19 protein-coding genes are annotated in these 17514 nt (G+C 59.3%); 12 read left to right on the forward strand and 7 right to left on the reverse strand.

From position 1 onward, the window contains the following. Positions 1-79, forward strand: a 79-nt coding sequence (locus FCH38_RS23645; RefSeq protein WP_174375321.1) for a hypothetical protein, incomplete at its 5' end; no start/stop codon positions are given. Between the two features lie 66 nt (positions 80-145). On the opposite strand, the gene FCH38_RS23070 is transcribed toward FCH38_RS23645, so the two are convergent. Next, positions 146-868, reverse strand: coding sequence for a CPBP family intramembrane glutamic endopeptidase (locus FCH38_RS23070; RefSeq protein WP_174375294.1), 723 nt, complete (start codon positions 866-868; stop codon positions 146-148). A gap of 250 nt (positions 869-1118) precedes the next feature. Between FCH38_RS23070 and FCH38_RS23075 the strand changes: the two genes are divergently transcribed. The 9 genes from FCH38_RS23075 (at position 1119) to queE (ending at position 9370) form a co-directional block, all read left to right on the forward strand. Next, on the forward strand, positions 1119-2351 hold the full coding sequence (locus tag FCH38_RS23075; RefSeq protein ID WP_153517097.1) for an ABC transporter substrate-binding protein: 1233 nt from the start codon (positions 1119-1121) through the stop codon (positions 2349-2351). A 144-nt stretch (positions 2352-2495) separates the two neighbouring features. Further along, positions 2496-3398 carry a carbohydrate ABC transporter permease gene (locus FCH38_RS23080; RefSeq protein ID WP_174375295.1) on the forward strand — a complete coding sequence of 301 codons (903 nt, stop codon included), beginning with the start codon at positions 2496-2498 and terminating at the stop codon, positions 3396-3398. Continuing rightward, a complete protein-coding gene (locus FCH38_RS23085) occupies positions 3391-4332 on the forward strand; it encodes an ABC transporter permease subunit (protein ID WP_174375296.1) in 942 nt (313 codons plus the stop codon). Before FCH38_RS23080 ends, FCH38_RS23085 begins: the two co-directional genes overlap by 8 nt. A 5-nt stretch (positions 4333-4337) precedes the next feature. Beyond that, a complete protein-coding gene (locus tag FCH38_RS23090; RefSeq protein WP_174375297.1) occupies positions 4338-5426 on the forward strand; it encodes an ABC transporter ATP-binding protein in 1089 nt (362 codons plus the stop codon). A gap of 58 nt (positions 5427-5484) precedes the next feature. Beyond that, positions 5485-6249, forward strand: coding sequence for a sugar phosphate isomerase/epimerase family protein (locus tag FCH38_RS23095; RefSeq protein WP_174375298.1), 765 nt, complete (start codon positions 5485-5487; stop codon positions 6247-6249). Positions 6250-6271: 22 nt separating this feature from the next. Then, positions 6272-7405 carry a Gfo/Idh/MocA family protein gene (locus tag FCH38_RS23100; protein WP_174375299.1) on the forward strand — a complete coding sequence of 378 codons (1134 nt, stop codon included), beginning with the start codon at positions 6272-6274 and terminating at the stop codon, positions 7403-7405. Between the two features lie 146 nt (positions 7406-7551). Then, positions 7552-8262, forward strand: coding sequence for a 7-cyano-7-deazaguanine synthase QueC (gene queC / locus FCH38_RS23105; RefSeq protein WP_174375300.1), 711 nt, complete (start codon positions 7552-7554; stop codon positions 8260-8262). Beyond that, entirely contained in the window at positions 8262-8618 is a 357-nt protein-coding gene (queD, locus tag FCH38_RS23110) for a 6-carboxytetrahydropterin synthase QueD (RefSeq protein WP_153517103.1), read from the forward strand. The genes queC and queD overlap by 1 nt, the downstream gene beginning before the upstream one ends. Continuing rightward, positions 8615-9370, forward strand: coding sequence for a 7-carboxy-7-deazaguanine synthase QueE (queE, locus tag FCH38_RS23115; RefSeq protein ID WP_174375301.1), 756 nt, complete (start codon positions 8615-8617; stop codon positions 9368-9370). Before queD ends, queE begins: the two co-directional genes overlap by 4 nt. A 242-nt stretch (positions 9371-9612) precedes the next feature. Here queE and FCH38_RS23120 read toward each other — a convergent pair whose 3' ends face one another. The 6 genes from FCH38_RS23120 to FCH38_RS23145 form a co-directional block, all read right to left on the reverse strand. After that, positions 9613-10662 (reverse strand): Gfo/Idh/MocA family protein, encoded by a 1050-nt coding sequence (locus tag FCH38_RS23120; RefSeq protein ID WP_174375302.1) that lies wholly within the window; start codon positions 10660-10662, stop codon positions 9613-9615. A gap of 18 nt (positions 10663-10680) precedes the next feature. Continuing rightward, the gene (locus tag FCH38_RS23125; protein WP_153517106.1) at positions 10681-11466 is read right to left on the reverse strand and encodes a ThuA domain-containing protein; all 786 of its coding nucleotides are present in this window, start codon (positions 11464-11466) and stop codon (positions 10681-10683) included. A 57-nt stretch (positions 11467-11523) separates the two neighbouring features. Further along, positions 11524-12552: an ABC transporter ATP-binding protein gene (locus FCH38_RS23130; protein WP_174375303.1), complete on the reverse strand. Its 1029-nt coding sequence runs from the start codon at positions 12550-12552 to the stop codon at positions 11524-11526. 10 nt (positions 12553-12562) lie between these two features. Further along, positions 12563-13396 (reverse strand): carbohydrate ABC transporter permease, encoded by an 834-nt coding sequence (locus FCH38_RS23135; RefSeq protein ID WP_174375304.1) that lies wholly within the window; start codon positions 13394-13396, stop codon positions 12563-12565. Further along, complete coding sequence (locus tag FCH38_RS23140) at positions 13393-14367, reverse strand: carbohydrate ABC transporter permease (protein ID WP_174375305.1); 975 nt, start codon at positions 14365-14367, stop codon at positions 13393-13395. Before FCH38_RS23140 ends, FCH38_RS23135 begins: the two co-directional genes overlap by 4 nt. 64 nt (positions 14368-14431) lie before the next feature. After that, the gene (locus FCH38_RS23145; protein ID WP_174375306.1) at positions 14432-15697 is read right to left on the reverse strand and encodes an ABC transporter substrate-binding protein; all 1266 of its coding nucleotides are present in this window, start codon (positions 15695-15697) and stop codon (positions 14432-14434) included. A 269-nt stretch (positions 15698-15966) separates the two neighbouring features. On the opposite strand from FCH38_RS23145, the gene FCH38_RS23150 reads away from it, so the two are divergent. Beyond that, positions 15967-16980: a substrate-binding domain-containing protein gene (locus FCH38_RS23150; protein WP_174375307.1), complete on the forward strand. Its 1014-nt coding sequence runs from the start codon at positions 15967-15969 to the stop codon at positions 16978-16980. A gap of 174 nt (positions 16981-17154) precedes the next feature. Then, complete coding sequence (locus FCH38_RS23155) at positions 17155-17352, forward strand: hypothetical protein (protein ID WP_035243556.1); 198 nt, start codon at positions 17155-17157, stop codon at positions 17350-17352. The last annotated feature ends 162 nt before the right edge of the window (positions 17353-17514 follow it).

Genomic DNA, 17514 nt, shown 5'->3' on the forward strand with positions numbered 1-17514 from the left:
ACTGGTGGAAATCCAGACCGGGGCCTATATCGGCGAGGACGATGTAATTCGCATCGAGGATGATTATAAGCGGCAATAGATGTTGTCCGCTAAAGCTATATTCTAATAGCGAAAAACGGCAGTCGCGCAGACTGCCGTTTCCCGATCAGGATGCCAGCCCGTTCACGCAATGGGCGAAGGCATGGGAAAACATTGCTGCCTCCAGTCCCCGACGCCAGAACAGCCATCCGAACAACAGGCCGGGGATAAAATTGGCGAGCAGGATTGTAATGATCAGCGACGGCTGCGGCTGAGCGGCAATCGTAAACAGAAGCGGCAGATGGCCGGCGGCGAATAGGGTGGCGGCCAGCACGATGGCGGCCCATAAAATGGCCGGCCGGACTTCACCCTTGCCGCCCAAGCGCCAGAGTGCCCATGCGAAAAATGACATCAAGCCCCATCGGGTCAGCAACTCTTCCGTGATGCCGCCGTAAAGAATTCGGGTTGTCAGCGGAACGGAAAAAGCGGTCATCTTTGCCATGGTCGCCGCATCCGTGACCGATGGCAGGATTACCCGCGCATAGGCGATCATCAGCAGACCGACGGCGAGACCCACCAGTAGTGCGGGCGGCACCTGTCTTCGTAGTATTGCGCTGAGATTGCCTCCCTGCAGCCAGGCATCGACCAGCGGCGCGCCAAGCCCGACTTTTACGGCCAGAGCCTGGCCGACCGCGACCGCCGCGACGGTCAGAATTGCCGGCTGGATCAGCATCAACAGGCGTATCGCGCGTGAAAATTGCATTCCCGGCGCAAGCTGCTCGAACCCCGCCAGTAAAAGCGATACGACGCCGACCAAACCGATGATCAAAAGAATATGCCAACGTTTCATAGTCGTTTTGCCTGTTTGCCTTGGCCCGCCCGGTCTTGTGCCGGGGTGAAGTCCGTTCCAACACAGTAAAGGATCGGCATTGCCGGTAAGTTACGCCGCGCGATTCCGTGTTTCGCCCAGTCATTCCGCATTTTCGGGCCGTCTGAAACGCCTCGCGAAAGCGATGGCGAGATTCGTGTTTTGGGCGGTTGCCTAATCAAAAATCTTCGCATACGTTCCTACTGCAACGTTTCAGTGAGGGAGGAGACTCATGCGAATGCGTGTTATTTCTGCGGCCTTTTTGGCCAGTGTTATTATACCGGCGGGTATGGCCGGGGCTACCGATTTGGAAGTTACCCATTGGTGGACATCGGGCGGCGAAGCCGCAGCGGTCGCCGAGCTTGCCAAGGCTTTCGATGCGACCGGCAATAAATGGGTAGATGGCGCGATTGCCGGTTCAGGCGGCACTGCCCGTCCGATCATGATCAGCCGCATCACCGGCGGCGACCCGATGGGGGCCACCCAGTTCAACCATGGCCGACAGGCGGAAGAGCTGGTGCAGGCCGGCCTGATGCGTGACCTTTCAGACGTTGCCGCAAAGGGCAATTGGAAAGACGTCATCAAACCGGCAAGCCTGCTCGACAGCTGCACGATCGACGGCAAGATCTATTGTGCGCCGGTCAACATCCATTCCTGGCAATGGCTGTGGCTTTCCAACGCAGCCTTCAAGAAGGCGGGTGTCGAGGTTCCGAAGAACTGGACCGAATTCGTTGCCGCAGCACCGGCGCTGAAAAAAGCCGGTATCCAGCCGCTCGCACTTGGCGGGCAGGCGTGGCAGGCCAACGGCCTGTTTGACACGCTGACGCTTTCGATCGGCGGCAAGGACCTCTATCAGAAAGTCTATGGCGACAAGGATGCCGAAGCGGCAGCTGGCCCTGATATGGCGAAGATTTTCGCAGCAGCCGTCGATGCCCGCGATATGGCCAAGGGAACCAATGTTCAGGACTGGAACCAGGCCACCAACATGGTCATAACAGGCAAGGCCGGCGGCCAGATCATGGGAGACTGGGCGCAGGGTGAATTCCAGCTGGCCAACCAGAAGGCCGGTACGGATTATTCCTGCCTGCCGGGTCTCGGCCTCAATGACTACATCACCACCGGCGGCGACGCCTTTTATTTCCCGGTCCTGAAAGACGAGGCGAAAACCAAGGCGCAGGACGTGCTGGCGGCAACCATCGTCGATCCGAAAACGCAGGTCGCCTTCAACCTGAAGAAGGGTTCCTTGCCGATCCGCGGCGACGTCGATCTCAACGCCGCCAATGATTGCATGAAAAAGGGTCTGGCAATTCTCGCCAAGGGCAATGCGCTGACCAGCACCGACCAGCTGATTTCTGCCGATACGCAGAAACAGAAGGAAGACCTGATGGCGGAATTCTTCGCCGGCTCGATGTCGGCGGCAGATGGCCAGAAGCGCTTCGCAGACCTCATCGGTGCGGCTGACTGATTGTGATCTCTCCGGGTTGGGGAGCGGTTCGCCGCTCCCCCTCTCCAACCTCAGGTCTGTGGAATAAGTATCAGCACGGGCAGGGGTTTGATGCGGCAAGGCTTTTGCCTGACCGCTAACTGTAACGTTACAGGAGGAGGTAACATGGCAAGTCAAACGCGCTCGAGGCGTCCCAATCAGCTTTTTCGTAATCTCAATTCCAAGATTGCCTCCATTCCCATGATCTTGACCGCCATGGTGATCTTCCTCGGCGGCACGGTCTGGACGGTGATTTATTCCTTCACCAATTCCAAGCTTCTGCCGCGGGCGAGCTTCATCGGTTTTGACCAGTATGAGCGGCTATGGGCCGCGCCACGCTGGATCATTTCCATCCAGAATCTGGCGATTTATGGCATTCTGTCGCTGATCTTCAGCCTCGTCATCGGCTTTGTGCTGGCGGCGCTGATGGACCAGAAAATTCGGTTCGAGAATACCTTCCGCACCATTTTCCTCTATCCCTTTGCATTGTCCTTCATTGTTACCGGGCTTGTCTGGCAATGGCTGTTGAACCCGGAATTCGGTATCCAGTCCGTGGTGCGCTCGATGGGCTGGCAAAGCTTCACCTTCGATCCGCTCTATAATCCCGACATTGTCATCTACGGTATTCTCATCGCGGCGCTCTGGCAGGGCACAGGGCTTGTCATGTGCCTGATGCTGGCCGGTCTTCGCGGCATCGATGAGGATATCTGGAAGGCGACGCGCGTTGACGGCATCCCGATGTGGAAGACTTATATTCTCATCATCATTCCCATGATGCGGCCGGTTTTCGTCACCACGCTCGTCATCATCGCCAGCGGCATCGTCAAGGTATACGATCTGGTGGTGGCGCAGACCAGCGGCGGGCCGGGTATCGCGTCCGAAGTGCCGGCGAAATATGTCTATGACTACATGTTTCAGGCACAAAATCTGGGGCAGGGTTTTGCCGCCTCGACCATGATGCTTCTCACCGTCGCCATCATCGTCGTTCCATGGGCCTACCTTGAATTCGGAGGCAAGAAGCGTGGCTAATATCAGCACATTGAACACGGTGGCCGTTGCCACGGATGCGGTTGCGAGCGACCTTTCCGGCCCGCGTGGCAGGAAACCGAGAAAAACCTTCTCCCGCCGAAACATCATTCTTTACGGCATGCTGTTCGTCGCCGCCGCGTATTACCTTTTGCCGCTTTACGTGATGGTCGTCACCTCGCTGAAGGGCATGCCGGAAATCCGTCTCGGCAATATCTTCGCACCGCCAGTGGAAATCACCTTCGAGCCATGGGTCAAAGCCTGGGCGAATGCCTGCACGGGTCTGAACTGCGACGGGCTTTCGCGCGGCTTCTGGAACTCCGTGCGCATTCTCGTGCCTTCCGTCATCATTTCGATCGCCGTCGCCTCCGTCACCGGCTACGCCATAGCCAACTGGAAGTTCAAAGGGTCGGAGCTGTTCTTCTCGATCCTCATCATCGGCGCCTTCATCCCCTATCAGGTGATGATCTATCCCATCGTCATCGTGCTGCGTGAAATGGGCGTTTATGGCACGCTGACCGGCCTCGTCATCGTACACACCATCTTCGGCATGCCGATCCTGACGCTGCTGTTCCGCAATTATTTCGCCTCGCTGCCGGAGGAATTGTTCAAGGCGGCGCGCATCGACGGCGCGAATTTCTGGCAAATCTATTTCCGCATCATGCTGCCCATGTCGCTGCCGATCTTCGTTGTCGCGATGATCCTGCAGGTGACCGGCATCTGGAACGACTTCCTGTTCGGCGTGGTGTTCACGCGGCCGGAATATTACCCGATGACGGTGCAGCTCAATAATATCGTCAACTCCGTGCAGGGCGTGAAGGAATATAACGTCAACATGGCCGCAACCCTTCTGACGGGTGCCGTGCCGCTGATCGTCTATTTCGTCTCCGGCAGGCTTTTCGTCCGCGGCATTGCCGCAGGCGCAGTAAAAGGTTGAGCTATATGAACAAAAGCGTTTCCATCCGCGATCTTTCCCTGTCCTTCGGCGCGGTGACCGTGCTGAAAGACCTCAATCTCGATATTTACGACGGCGAATTCCTCGTGCTGCTCGGCTCTTCCGGTTGCGGCAAGTCGACCCTTCTCAATTGCATCGCCGGCCTTCTGGAACCGACCGACGGGCAGATTTTCATCAAGGACCGCAACGTCACCTGGGAGGAGCCGAAGGATCGCGGCATCGGCATGGTGTTCCAGTCCTATGCGCTCTATCCGCAGATGACGGTGGAGAAGAACCTCTCCTTCGGCCTTCAGGTTGCGAAGATTCCGAAAGAGGAAATCGACCGGCGCGTCAAACGGGCCGCCGCCATCTTGCAGATCGAGCCGCTGCTGAAGCGCAAACCCGCCGAGCTTTCTGGCGGCCAGCGCCAGCGCGTGGCGATCGGCCGGGCGCTGGTGCGCGATGTTGACGTGTTCCTGTTCGACGAACCGCTCTCCAACCTCGACGCCAAGCTGCGCTCGGAACTACGCGTCGAGATCAAGCGCCTGCACCAGGCGCTGAAGAACACCATGATTTATGTGACGCATGATCAGATCGAGGCGCTGACGCTGGCGGATCGCATCGCGATCATGAAAAGCGGCGTCATCCAGCAGCTGGCCGATCCTGTCACCATCTACAACAAGCCGAGGAACCTCTTCGTCGCCGGTTTCATCGGCTCGCCGTCGATGAATTTTCTGCGCGGCGAGTTGATCGAAAAAGACGGCAAGGTGGTGTTCACCACCAATGGCGTCACCTTCTCGCTGGATGGTTATCAGCCGGAAACGCCGCTCACCGCCGGCCGCGCCGTGGTTCTCGGCGTTCGTCCCGAACATGTTCGTGTCGATGCCGATATCCTTAGTGGCGAGGTGCATGAGGCGGTGGTCGATATCGAGGAACCGATGGGCGCCGACAATCTGATCTGGCTGAAACATGCCGGCCACACCATGTCGGTGCGCGTCGGCGGCCACCGGCGGTTTTCGCCCGGCACCAAGGTTCGCCTCGGCCTCGACCTGACAATGGCCTCGTTGTTCGACGCCGAGAGCGAGGATCGGCTTTAGAGGCTCGGTAATTCCCCCACACACAATCCCAAGACGCAAAATCTCTATGGAGGAGACAATGACAGAACTCGGTTTTCAGCTTTACAGCGCCCGCAATTTCCAGCCTTTTTCCGATATTTTGAAGAAGCTTTCGGCGGCGGGTTACAAACAGGTCGAAGGTTACGGCGCCATGTATGCGTCGCTGGATGAGGCCGGTTTGAAGGACTTGCGCGCTGAACTCGACGCCAACGGCCTTTCCATGCCAACCGGCCATTTCGGCCTCGACCTTCTGGAAGGCGATCCGAAAAAGGCGTTGAATATCGCCAAGGTGCTGGGCGTGGAGGCGATCTATTGCCCCTATCTTATGCCCGACCAGCGTCCGGCGGATGCGGCCGGCTGGTTCGCCTTCGGCAAACGGCTGCAGGAAGCCGGCAAGCCCTTCGTGGATGCCGGGCTGACCTTCGGCTGGCACAACCACGATTTCGAATTCAAGGCGCTCGAGGATGGCTCCACCCCGCAGGAACAGATATTTGCTGGCGGGCCGGACCTGAAATGGGAAGCGGATATCGCCTGGATTATCAGGGGCAATGCCGATCCGCTTGCCTGGATCGAAAGTTACGGCAAGCGCATCACCGCCGTGCATGTGAAGGACATCGCGCCCGCAGGCGAAAACGCGGATGAAGATGGCTGGGCCGATGTCGGCCATGGCACCGTGGACTGGAAGGGTCTCATTGCCGCGCTGAAGGCGAAATCCGCCACGAAACATTTCGTGGTCGAGCACGACAATCCAAAAGATATCGACCGGCTGATCACCCGCTCGATCGCCTCGTTCAAAACCTATTAAGTCTCAATCCGGAGTTTTCATCATGCAAAGGGATCTTGGCGTCGGCATCATCGGATGCGGCAACATCTCGTCTGCTTATTTCTCGCTGGCGCCGCTCTTCAAGGGCATCAAGGTGCTGGCCTGCGCCGACCTTAACCGCAATGCCGCCGAACTGCGGGCGGAAGAATTTGGCGTTGTCGCGCAGTCCATTGAGGAACTGCTCGCCAACCCTGACATCGATGTGGTGGTGAACCTCACCATTCCCGCCGCGCATTTTCCGGTGTCGAAAGCAGCGCTCGAAGCAGGCAAACACGTCTATTCGGAAAAGCCGCTGGTGCTTTCGCTTGAAGAGGGTGAGGAGCTGCGGCGTATCGCCCGCGAGAAGAAGCTTTCCGTCGGCTGCGCGCCGGATACCTTCCTTGGCGGTTCGCATCAGCTTGCCCGGCAATATATCGATGACGGCAAGGTCGGGCGCATCACATCAGGCACCTGCCATGTCATGAGCCCCGGCATGGAGATGTGGCACCCCAATCCGGGCTTCTTCTTCCTGAAGGGCGGCGGACCGATCCTCGATCTCGGTCCTTATTATGTCGCCAACCTCATCAACCTTATCGGCCCGGTCAAACGCGTCGGTGCGCTGACGACAATGGCCAACCCCACCCGCACGGTGACCAGCCAGCCGCTGAACGGCGAAATCATCCCGGTGGAAACGCCGACCAATATCCACGCTCTGCTGGAATTCGTGAACGGCGCGACGATCACGCTTTCGGCCAGCTGGGATGTCTGGTCGCATCGCCACGCCAATATGGAGCTTTACGGCACGGAAGGCTCAATCTACGTGCCGGACCCGAACTTCTTCGGTGGGGTGGTGGAGGCCAGCGGCCGCGACAAGGACATCCAGCCGCTGGACGACTGGGCGCATCCCTTCGGCGTCTCCAATCAGGAAAGCCCGAACGGCCCGCGCGCCAATTATCGCACGGCCGGCCTTGCCGATATGGCGATTGCCATTCTGGAAGGCCGGGATGCCCGCTGCTCGCTGGATCGTTCCCTGCATGGCATCGACGTGATGACCTCGATCCTGAAGTCAGGCGAAGAAGGTCGTTTCATTGAGATGACGACGACCTGCACCCAGCCAGCCGCTCTCGGTATCGAGGAAGCGCAGGCGCTGCTGCGTTAAGCCATAAAGCGATTGGAAAGCGGCGAAGGTGACTTCGCCGCTTTTGTGTTTTTGGCAAAGCCCTTCACAAATCCAGCACTTTGCTTTAAAGCCGCCCCCTGTAATCCGGTCGCAGCCCACCCGGTCAAAACAAGGGATCCCAACCTATGAAAACCATCGTCATCTGCTCCGGCGGATTGGACTCCGTTTCGCTTGCCCATAAAATCGCGGCGGAACACGAACTTCTCGCTCTCGTCTCCTTCGATTATGGCCAGCGCCACAAGAAGGAACTGGATTTCGCCGCCAGTTGCGCCGAGCGCCTTGGCGTGCAGCATCATGTCATCGATATCAGAACCATCGGCGCGCATCTCACCGGCTCGGCGCTGACTGATGATATCGACGTGCCTGATGGCCATTATGCGGAGGAGACCATGCGCTCCACCGTGGTGCCGAACCGCAATGCCATCATGCTCACCATCGCCTTTGGCCTTGCCGCCGCACAACAGGCGGATGCGGTGGCGATTGCCGTGCATGGCGGCGATCATTTCATCTATCCCGATTGCCGGCCGGGCTTCATCGACAGCTTCAACGCCATGCAGGCGCATGCGCTGGAAGGTTATGCCGATGTCACCCTGTTTGCGCCCTACGTCACCGTCTCGAAGGCGGCAATCGTTACCGATGCGGTGAAATACGGCACGCCCTTCGGCGAAACATGGTCCTGTTACAAGGGCGGCCTCACCCATTGCGGCCGCTGCGGCACTTGCGTGGAGCGGCGCGAGGCCTTTCATCTGGCCGGCGTTACCGACCCGACCGATTATGAGGACCCGGATTTCTGGGTGGCGGCCACCCACGCCTTTGCAGCACAGGAGGTGCGCTGATGTTTCGCATCACCAAGGAATTTCACTTTTCCGCTTCGCACCAGCTGAAAAGCCTGCCCGCCGATCACCAGTGCAGCCGTCTGCATGGCCATAACTACATCGTCGAGGTGGAACTGAAGGGTGAAGCGCTGAACGAGCACGGTTTCGTGCGCGACTATCACGAACTTGCGCCGCTGAAGCACTACATTGACGACCAGTTTGACCATCGCCATCTGAATGATGTTCTCGGCCATGACCGGGTGACGGCGGAATGCCTTGCGAAGCATTTCTACGACTGGTGCAAGGATCGACTGCCGGAAACCAGCGCCGTGCGGGTCAGCGAAACCGCTAAGACCTGGGCGGAATATCGGCCATGACGGCGGCTGCACAGAAAGTGGCAGCGAAGGAAACGACGATCCGCATCAGCGAAATCTTCGGCCCCACTATTCAGGGTGAGGGGCCGCTGATCGGTCTGCCAACGGTTTTCGTGCGCACCGGTGGCTGCGACTACCGCTGTTCCTGGTGCGATACGCTGCATGCCGTCGATAGCGATTACCGCGAGACGTGGATACCGATGCCGGTCGAGGCGATCTGGCAGGAGGTGCGGCGGCTTTCGGGCGGCGTGCCGCTGACGGTGTCGCTGTCAGGCGGTAATCCGGCCATCCAGCCGCTTGGGCCGTTGATCGCCAAGGGGCAGGGCGGGGGTTATCGTTTCGCGCTGGAAACGCAGGGCAGTGTCGCCAAAGACTGGTTTGCCGATCTCGACCATCTGGTGCTGAGCCCTAAACCGCCATCGAGCGGCATGGAAACGGACTGGCAGGCTCTCGAAAACTGTCTCGCCGCCGCCGGCGATGGACCGCAGGTGGCGTTGAAGATCGTGGTTTTTGACGATGCGGATTATGCCTATGCCAAAGCGGCATCCGCGCGTTTCCCGAACCTGCCGGTTTATCTCCAGCCCGGCAACCATACCCCGCCGCCGCCCGATGATGACGATGCGCGCGTGGATATCGACGGGGTGATGGACCGGATGTTGTGGCTGGTGGACAAGGTCAGCGAAGACCGCTGGTTTTCGGTGCGGGTGCTGCCGCAGCTGCATGTGCTGTTGTGGGGGAACAAGCGCGGGGTTTGAAGCTGCGTGGGAGTGAAATTTCACGCTGTAGCTTGCATCCTCAAGAAGCGCACAATGTATTGAGCGAGTGGAAGCCGCTTATTTCTTCTCCCCGAGGGGGAGAAGGTCGCGGCAGCGGGATGAGGGGGCTTGCTCGCCGAAATCCGAGGACGTTGCCCCCTCATCCGACCCTTCGGGCCACCTTCTCCCCCTCGGGGAGAAGAAACATGCGGCAACGTTTTGCCGCATGTTGTTCTTTCATATCAAGCCGAAACGGCAACCTCGCGCCGTTCCCGATCCGCGATGATCGATAGATCGAGCACCTTCTGCAGATTGGCCGCGTGGCGGAAATCCGGATCGGCCGGGCCGCCTTCCATGACAGCCTTGGCGAATTTTTCGTAATTCGTCGGCACGGGGTCGACATCGATCGTCTTCCAGATTGCCTTTTCCACATCCTCGCCAATGCAGGCACGGAGGCTGGAATAGTCGGGCGTGTGGATGACTTCCAGCGCACCCTTGTCGCCATGGATTCGCAGACGCAGTTCGTTCAAGTGCCCCGTCGCCCAGCGGCTGGCATGGATGACGCCCATGGCGCCGTTTTCCAGTTCGGCGGTCATGGTGAAGCTGTCATTGGCGTCGAGATCGTAGACGCCAATCTTATTGCCCTCATATTTGTCGAAGGTCTTCAGCCGCGTGAAGATGCGCTCCACATCGCTGCCCGCGCCATAGGAGGCGAAGTCGAGAATGTGGATGCCGACATCGCCGAGAACGCCATTCGAGCCGTGCTTGGTGGAAAGCCGCCACAGCCACTTGCTCTCCGTCATCCAGTCGCCCCAGGCCTTGGAGACGAGCCAGCTCTGGAGATAGGAGGCCTCGAGATGGCGGACCTTGCCGATCTTGCCGGCCAACACCATCTCGCGCGCCGCCTGCAAGGGGGCGACATTGCGATAGGTGAGGTTGACCATGGCAACGAGGCCGGCCTTTTCGGCGGCGTCGGCCATTTCGGCGGCCTTGGCGTAGTTTTCCGCCAGCGGCTTTTCGCAGAAGACGTGCTTGCCGGCTGCCAGCAGCTTCAGGCTGGTGGGGTGGTGGATGGCGTCAGGCGTGACGTTTGCCGCCGCATCGAATTCGCCCCAGGCAATAGCATCATCCAGCGAGGTGAAGGAGAGCGGGATGTTGTGGCGGAGCGCAAAGCCGCGCACCACCACATCGTCCACATCCACCGCCGCGACGAGTTCGACACCGGGGATTTGCGCAAAATAAGTGGCATGGTTGTTGGCCATGCCGCCGGTTCCGAGAATGAGAAGTCTCATGCCAGTATCTCCAAGCCCTTACCTGTAACCTGCTTCGCCTGCCTGATGCAGCTTGGGGCCGCGTTCCTCGATAGGCTCCAGCGCCTTGTCGACGGGAACATTGGGGGCGTCGTGGATGCTTTTCAGTGCGCCGACCGGATTATAGGCCCATTTTACCGAGTTGCTGATGACCTTCTGGACATTGGCGTCGTGATAGGTGGGATAGGTTTCGTGGCCGGGGCGGAAATAGAAGATATTGCCGGCACCACGACGCCAGGTGAGACCGGAACGGAAGACCTCGCCGCCCTGGAACCAGGAGATGAACACGGTTTCCAGCGGCTCCGGCACGGAGAACTGCTCGCCATACATTTCCTCGTTTTCCAGCTCGAAATGTTCCGGCAGGCCGGCGGCAATTGGGTGACGTGGATTGATGGTCCACAGACGCTCGCGTTCGCCCGCCTCGCGCCACTTCAGCGCGCAGGGCGTGCCCATCAGCCGCTTGAACGGCTTGGAGAAGTGGCCGGAATGCAGAACGATGAGGCCCATGCCTTCCCAGACGCGCTTGGCGACGCGTTCGACGATCTCATCCTGCACCGCCCCATGGTCCTTGTGTCCCCACCAGACCAGAACGTCGGTCTTGTCGAGGCGCTCCTGCGACAGGCCGTGTTCCGGCTCCTGCAGCGTGGCGGTGGTGGCGTTGATTTCGGGGTTCTGGTTCAGCGCATCGGCAATGGTGTTATGCATGCCGTTCGGATAGATCGAACGCACCGTCTCATTGATGTGTTCGTGGATATTTTCGCCCCATACAACGGTGTTGATGGTCATTATCATGCTCCTCGGTGAAAGCCGGGACCTTGGGTGATCCCGGCGAAAGTTGAAATCTCAGGCAGCGCCGCGCACGGGATTGCGGGCCAGCGCCTGACCTTGATTGTCGAAACGATGGATCTGCGCCGCATCGGCCACGAGCGTGATGCGCTCGCCAGCCTTGCGGTCGGTCACGCCTTCTTCGCGAACGACGATGGGTTCGCCAGCGCCGATCTCGACATAGATGAAGCTGTCCGATCCCAGCATTTCCGAATGCACGATCTCGCCGCTCCAGCCGTTCTCGCCGGTGGTGACGGTGATATGTTCGGGGCGAATGCCGATGGTCGCCGCGCCTTCCGCCTCGGCATATTTGCCTGTGAGGAAGTTCATCTTCGGCGAGCCGATGAAGCCGGCGACGAAGGTGTTGACAGGGCTTTCGTAAAGCTCCAGCGGCGTGCCGATCTGCTCGACGCGGCCATCACGCAACACGCAGATGCGGTCAGCGAGCGTCATCGCCTCCACCTGATCGTGGGTAACGTAGATCATCGTCGTATCGTGCATTTCGCGATGCAGCTTGGCGATTTCCAGACGGGTGGCGACGCGCAATGCCGCATCGAGGTTGGAAAGCGGCTCGTCGAACAGGAACACCTTGGGATCGCGCACGATGGCGCGGCCGATGGCGACGCGCTGACGCTGGCCGCCGGAAAGCTGTTTCGGCAGGCGCTCCAGATAGGGCGTGAGTTGCAGCATTTCGGCTGCCGCTTCGACGCGCTTTTTGCGCTGCTCCTTGTCCGCGCCTGACAGTTTCATGCCGAAGGCCATGTTCTCGAAGACGGTCATATGCGGATAAAGCGCGTAGGACTGGAAGACCATGGCGACGCCGCGTTTGGCGGGCGGCAGGCGGTTGACCGTCTCGCTGTCGAAGGAAAGCGTACCGCCGGAGATTTCCTCCAGCCCGCAGATGAGACGCAGCAATGTGGACTTGCCACAGCCGGAAGGGCCGACGAAGACCATGAATTCGCCGGAGCGGATATCCATGTCGATGCCCTTGATGACATCGAAGGCGCCGAAGGATTTGCGAAGATCGCGCAGTTGAATGGTGGTCATGAGATTTCTCCTAGCCTTTGACGCCGCCGGCGGTGAGGCCGGAGATGATGCGTCGCTGGAAGATCAGAACGAGGACGACGAGCGGGGCGGTGACGATGACGGAGGCCGCCATGATTGTTCCCCACGGGATTTCGAACTGCGAGCCGCCCGACAGAAGGGCGATGGCGACCGGCACCGTTCGCTGCTCGTTCGATGAGGTGAAGGTGAGCGCGAAAAGGAACTCGTTCCACGCCGCGATGAAGGCGAGGAGCCCTGTCGTGACGAGTGCGGGCCACATCAGCGGCATGAACACCTTCGTGATGATAACCCAGGGCGTCGCACCGTCGACGATTGCCGCTTCCTCGATCTCGATCGGCAGGTCGCGCATGAAGGTTGTCAGCACCCAGACCGTGAAGGGCAGGGTGAAGATCATGTAGGAAAAGATCAGCGCCAGCGGTGTGTTGAAGATGCCCGCCCAGCGGATCAGTTCGAACAGGCCGGCAAGAACGGCGATCTGCGGGAACATTGAAACCGACAGGATGGTGAGCAGCAGCAGCGAGCGGCCACGGAAGCGGACGCGGGCCAAGGCATAGGACGCCGTGACCGCAAGGAACAGCGACAGCACGACGACCGAAGATGCAACGAACAGCGAATTGCCGAGATTGCGCAGGAACGTGCCGTTGCCGATGACGAAGCTGTAATTGGTCAGCGAGAACTCGCGCGGCCAATAATTGACCTGGAACAGCGCCGAGCCGGATTTCAGGCTGGTCAGGATCGCGTAATAAAACGGGAATACCGAGATCACCATGATGATGGCGACCAGGGCGTAAAAGGCTGTAGTCTTGACGATATCGGTGACGGTCATCGCGCGGCTCCATCGGTGTTGACGCGCCCGAGCCACATATAAATGACCGTGATCGAGGCGATGATGAGGAACAGCATGGTGGAAGCCGCAGCACCGTAAGCGAACTTGTCGAAATCGAACAGGTTCTCGCGCGCCAGCACCGACATGGTGCGGGTCTGGGCGTTGTTCGGCGTCAGGATATAGATGAGGTCGAAGACGCGCATCGCATCCAGCATGCGGAAGATGACGGCGACCATGAGCGCCGGGCGGATCATCGGCAGGGTGACGCGGAAGAACACCTTGACCGGATGAATGCCATCCACCTTGGCCGCCTCATACATATCCTTCGGCACCATCTGCAGGCCGGCGAGGATGAGCAGCGCCATGAAGGGCGTGGTCTTCCAGATATCGACGATCAGTACGGCCACCATCGCGGTATCCGGATTGGCCGTCCAGGCGATTTTTTGCGAGATCAGCCCGAGATTGAGGAACAGGTCGTTCAAGATGCCGAACTGGTCGTTCAGCATCCACGCCCACATCTGCGCCGAAACAATGGTGGGAATGGCCCATGGGACCAAGATGGCGGCGCGCACGAAGCCGCGCCCCTTGAATTCGGCGTTCAGCACCAGCGCGACGATGAGGCCGAGCACGGTTTCGAAGCTGACGGAAAGAATGGTGAATTTCAGCGTATTGAGAACCGCGCCCCACCAGGCGGGATCGGCCAGCAGACCGCGATAGATGGTGCGGCCGCTGCTGAGCGTGATCCAGGTGAGGTAGTTCTTGAGGCCGACGAATTGCGCACCCTCGAGATTGGTAAGCGACGCATCGGTGAAGCTGAACCAGACGGTGCGCACCAGCGGCCAGCCGGCCACCAGCCCAAGCACCAGAAATGTGGGGGCCAGAAACAGCCATGCGGATTTCAGGCGTTCCGATTGCAGGTCGGAGCCGGTGCCGGATGCCGCGACCGGTCGTTGAAGGGCAATGTCGTTCATGGATATATCTCGCGGTTGGGGCGCGGGAAACGGCCAAATGAGACCGCTGCCCGCGCGGGCCGGATTACCAGCCGTTGCCTTTGAGATCGGTCAGTTCAACCTCGAGCAACTCGAGATTTTCCGCCGCCGTGCCGTTGCCGGAGAGCGTGTTGTGAACCGCGCCCCAGAACTTGGCCGAAACCTCGTTATATTTCACTTTGGCCGAGGCGGAGGGGCGGGGAACGGCGGTCTCGAAGATCGGCTTCCATGTGGGCATGAAGGGCTGTGCGGCCGCGACATCCTTGTCGTCGTAGAGAGAAGCGATAGTCGGCATGTTGGAAAGCTGGACGGCACGCATCTTCTGGGTTTCCTTGGATGCGATGAACTTCACGAGCTGAATGGCCGCCTCCTGATTTGCAGAATATTTCGAGACGGCAAGGTTCCAGCCGCCGAGTGTCGAGGCTGGGGCTTCGCCTTCAGTACCGGCCGGAAGCGGGGTGACGCCGAACTTGTCCTTGATGGCGCTGTCTGCGCCATTTCCAAGCGCATAGGCATAGGGCCAGTTGCGCATGAAGACGGAATTGCCGGTCTGCCAGACGCCGCGCGCTTCCTCTTCCTTGTAGGCAAGCACGCCCTGCGGCGCGATGGTGCCGACCCAGCCCTTGGCTGCTTCGATGGCGGCTGCGGCCTTCTCGTTGTTGATGGAGATATCGCCGTTGCTTTCGACGATATGGCCGCCGCCGGCCGACGCGATCCATTCCAGCGCGTTGCAGGTCAGGCCCTCATAGGCGCTGCCCTGGAAAACGAAGCCCCACAGGTCCTTCTGGCCAGCTGCGCGTTCCTTGTCCTGAACTTCCCTGGCGGTCTCGCTCAGTTCCTTCCAGGTTTTCGGCGGCTGCTTGCCGTATTTTTCCAGAAGATCCTTGCGGTAGAACAAAGCCGGCGCGTCGGTGAACATCGGCATGGCGACGAGCTTGCCGTCCACGGTCTGCGAGGCGACGATGGAGGGGAAATGATCGCCGATGACATCCTTGGTCGCTTCGGTCAGGTCGACGAATTGCTCGGCTAGCTGCGGCGCCCAGATCACGTCTGTCTGGTAAACGTCGACATCCTTGTTGCCGGCGGCAAGCCACAGCCGGTACTGGCTGAACTGTTCGCTTGATGAAGACGGCATGGTGACGAGATTGACCTTGTGGCCGGTCTCTTTTTCAAAGGCGGCGATCCGCTCTTTGAAAAATGCGACGTTCTTGCCGGTCGAATTGGCGGCGATGGAAATTTCCGCAGCCTGCACGGAAACGGCGGCAGAAAACACGCTGCCGCATAGGAACAAAGTCTTCATGGAAATATTCATTGTCAAAACTCCTCCGTTGACGCTCCCGATCATCCTCAAAATTGAAAGCGCTTTTGACTGAAAGGAAGCTCGCAAAAGCCGGGCAATCTGTCAATACTCTTTCTAATTGGGTGGATATCGGGCCATTTCTCCTGCAATTTTTAGGCGTTTGCCTTTCAAGAATGCCACCTGTAAGGTTTCTGGAGATGGAAAATTGAAATCGTTTTCAATTTTTGTCGGCTTGAAAAATCCGCAGCGGCAACGCATGCAGGGGCAAATTGGCAAAAAACATGAAGCTCAAGGAATTCGCAGAAAAGGTCGGGCTGTCGCCCACCACCGTCAGCCGGGCGCTTGGCGGCTATCCCGAGGTGCGCGAGGAAACGCGGCAGCGGGTGATGGAGGCTGCGCTGAAATACGGCTACCGGCCCAATGCCAACGCGGTCAGGCTGGCAACCGGCAGGGCCGGCGCCATCGGCGTCGTTATGGGTCGTTCAGGCGGCGGGCATTTCTTTTCGGAATTCATGGGCGGAATGGCGACCCGGCTGGAAGGGGAAGAGACCGACATCCTCGTCAGCGTGACGGTCGACAATGATCTTGACGAGGAGCTGGCGATTTTCAGCCGGCTTGCATCGAGCGGACGGGTGGATGGCATCATCGTGCATTCGCCGCGCCCGGAGGACGAGCGGATCGCGCTGCTTCACCGGTTGGGCGTGCCATTCATCGTGCATGGCCGCTCCAAGACGCCGTTCGAACATGCCTGGCTCGATATCGACAATCACGACGTGACCTATCGCCCGACGATCCATTTTCTGGAGCGTGGACACAGGCGGATTGCCCTTATCAACGGTCCGGTCGGCCGCACCTTCGTGCAGGATCGAGAACAGGGTTTTCGCGATGCGCTGGCGACCCACGGCATCGCGCCGGATCCGCGTTTCATGATGAGCGAGCATTTCAGCGAAGAGGCGGCCTTCCGTTTTGCCCGTTCGCTTCTGGAGCAGACGCCGCGCCCTACAGCCTTCGTGGCGGGTGCGATGATGACGGCGCAGGGGGTCTATCGCGCTGCAACCCAGATGGGGCTGATCATCGGCAAGGACGTTTCCGTCATCGCTCATGATGACGTGTTTCCTTATCTGACACCGGAAAGCATGATGCCGCCGCTCTCCACCACCCGCTCGCCCATGCGCATGGCCGGCATGCGGGTGACGGACCTGCTGTTGCAGATCGTCGGCGGCCGGCCCGTGCGCGAGGTTCAGGAATTATGGCCGGTGGAGCTGATCTTAAGGGAGTCGGTCGGGCCTGCCTGAACTTGTCGGCATAGCTCACTGATTCCACTCCATTTTGTGAACGTCAGTTGATAGCGTTCGCCTTTCGTCATCTATACGGCAGCAACATCTCATGTATAATCGAAGCAGTCGTGTTCGTTATGGAACAGGACTTGGGCCGGCGCGTTGAGGGGACGTGTCGAAGGAGGACGACGGATGTTTGAATTTTTAAAACCGCAACAGCAGCCTGTGATCGATGACGTGGAAGCGACCGGCACTTACGCCGACGCGCTGCTCAATGTTCCAAGCCCGGAACTGACCCGTTCGACAGCCCGTGAGCATGGCCATGAGGCCCATTCCCGAGATTATTGCGAAAACCGCGATATTTCCCGCAGCGCGCTCGGTTTTGCCTGAGCCGCCGCAAAAAGCTTCCTAAAAACGGAACGGACCGCCGGTCCCGGCGTTTCCCTGTATAACCACGGGGCGGCGCAACCGGACCGAAGGGACCTGATCGGCATATGACCGATGGGCGAATTCTTATGTTGCGCCGCCTGAATGGCGACGGCGCAGGCGCGT

The organism is Agrobacterium tumefaciens (genome assembly GCF_013337285.1).
GTDB lineage: Bacteria > Pseudomonadota > Alphaproteobacteria > Rhizobiales > Rhizobiaceae > Agrobacterium > Agrobacterium burrii.

Bases quoted from the DNA above. Each gene is read 5' to 3' on its own strand.
- FCH38_RS23070 (WP_174375294.1), bottom strand. From the start codon at position 868: ATGAAACGTTGGCATATTCTTTTGATCATCGGTTTGGTCGGCGTCGTA.
- FCH38_RS23075 (WP_153517097.1), top strand. From the start codon at position 1,119: ATGCGAATGCGTGTTATTTCTGCGGCCTTTTTGGCCAGTGTTATTATA.
- FCH38_RS23080 (WP_174375295.1), top strand. From the start codon at position 2,496: ATGGCAAGTCAAACGCGCTCGAGGCGTCCCAATCAGCTTTTTCGTAAT.
- FCH38_RS23090 (WP_174375297.1), top strand. From the start codon at position 4,338: ATGAACAAAAGCGTTTCCATCCGCGATCTTTCCCTGTCCTTCGGCGCG.
- FCH38_RS23095 (WP_174375298.1), top strand. From the start codon at position 5,485: ATGACAGAACTCGGTTTTCAGCTTTACAGCGCCCGCAATTTCCAGCCT.
- FCH38_RS23100 (WP_174375299.1), top strand. From the start codon at position 6,272: ATGCAAAGGGATCTTGGCGTCGGCATCATCGGATGCGGCAACATCTCG.
- queC (WP_174375300.1), top strand. From the start codon at position 7,552: ATGAAAACCATCGTCATCTGCTCCGGCGGATTGGACTCCGTTTCGCTT.
- queD (WP_153517103.1), top strand. From the start codon at position 8,262: ATGTTTCGCATCACCAAGGAATTTCACTTTTCCGCTTCGCACCAGCTG.
- queE (WP_174375301.1), top strand. From the start codon at position 8,615: ATGACGGCGGCTGCACAGAAAGTGGCAGCGAAGGAAACGACGATCCGC.
- FCH38_RS23120 (WP_174375302.1), bottom strand. From the start codon at position 10,662: ATGAGACTTCTCATTCTCGGAACCGGCGGCATGGCCAACAACCATGCC.
- FCH38_RS23125 (WP_153517106.1), bottom strand. From the start codon at position 11,466: ATGACCATCAACACCGTTGTATGGGGCGAAAATATCCACGAACACATC.
- FCH38_RS23130 (WP_174375303.1), bottom strand. From the start codon at position 12,552: ATGACCACCATTCAACTGCGCGATCTTCGCAAATCCTTCGGCGCCTTC.
- FCH38_RS23135 (WP_174375304.1), bottom strand. From the start codon at position 13,396: ATGACCGTCACCGATATCGTCAAGACTACAGCCTTTTACGCCCTGGTC.
- FCH38_RS23140 (WP_174375305.1), bottom strand. From the start codon at position 14,367: ATGAACGACATTGCCCTTCAACGACCGGTCGCGGCATCCGGCACCGGC.
- FCH38_RS23145 (WP_174375306.1), bottom strand. From the start codon at position 15,697: ATGAATATTTCCATGAAGACTTTGTTCCTATGCGGCAGCGTGTTTTCT.
- FCH38_RS23150 (WP_174375307.1), top strand. From the start codon at position 15,967: ATGAAGCTCAAGGAATTCGCAGAAAAGGTCGGGCTGTCGCCCACCACC.
- FCH38_RS23155 (WP_035243556.1), top strand. From the start codon at position 17,155: ATGTTTGAATTTTTAAAACCGCAACAGCAGCCTGTGATCGATGACGTG.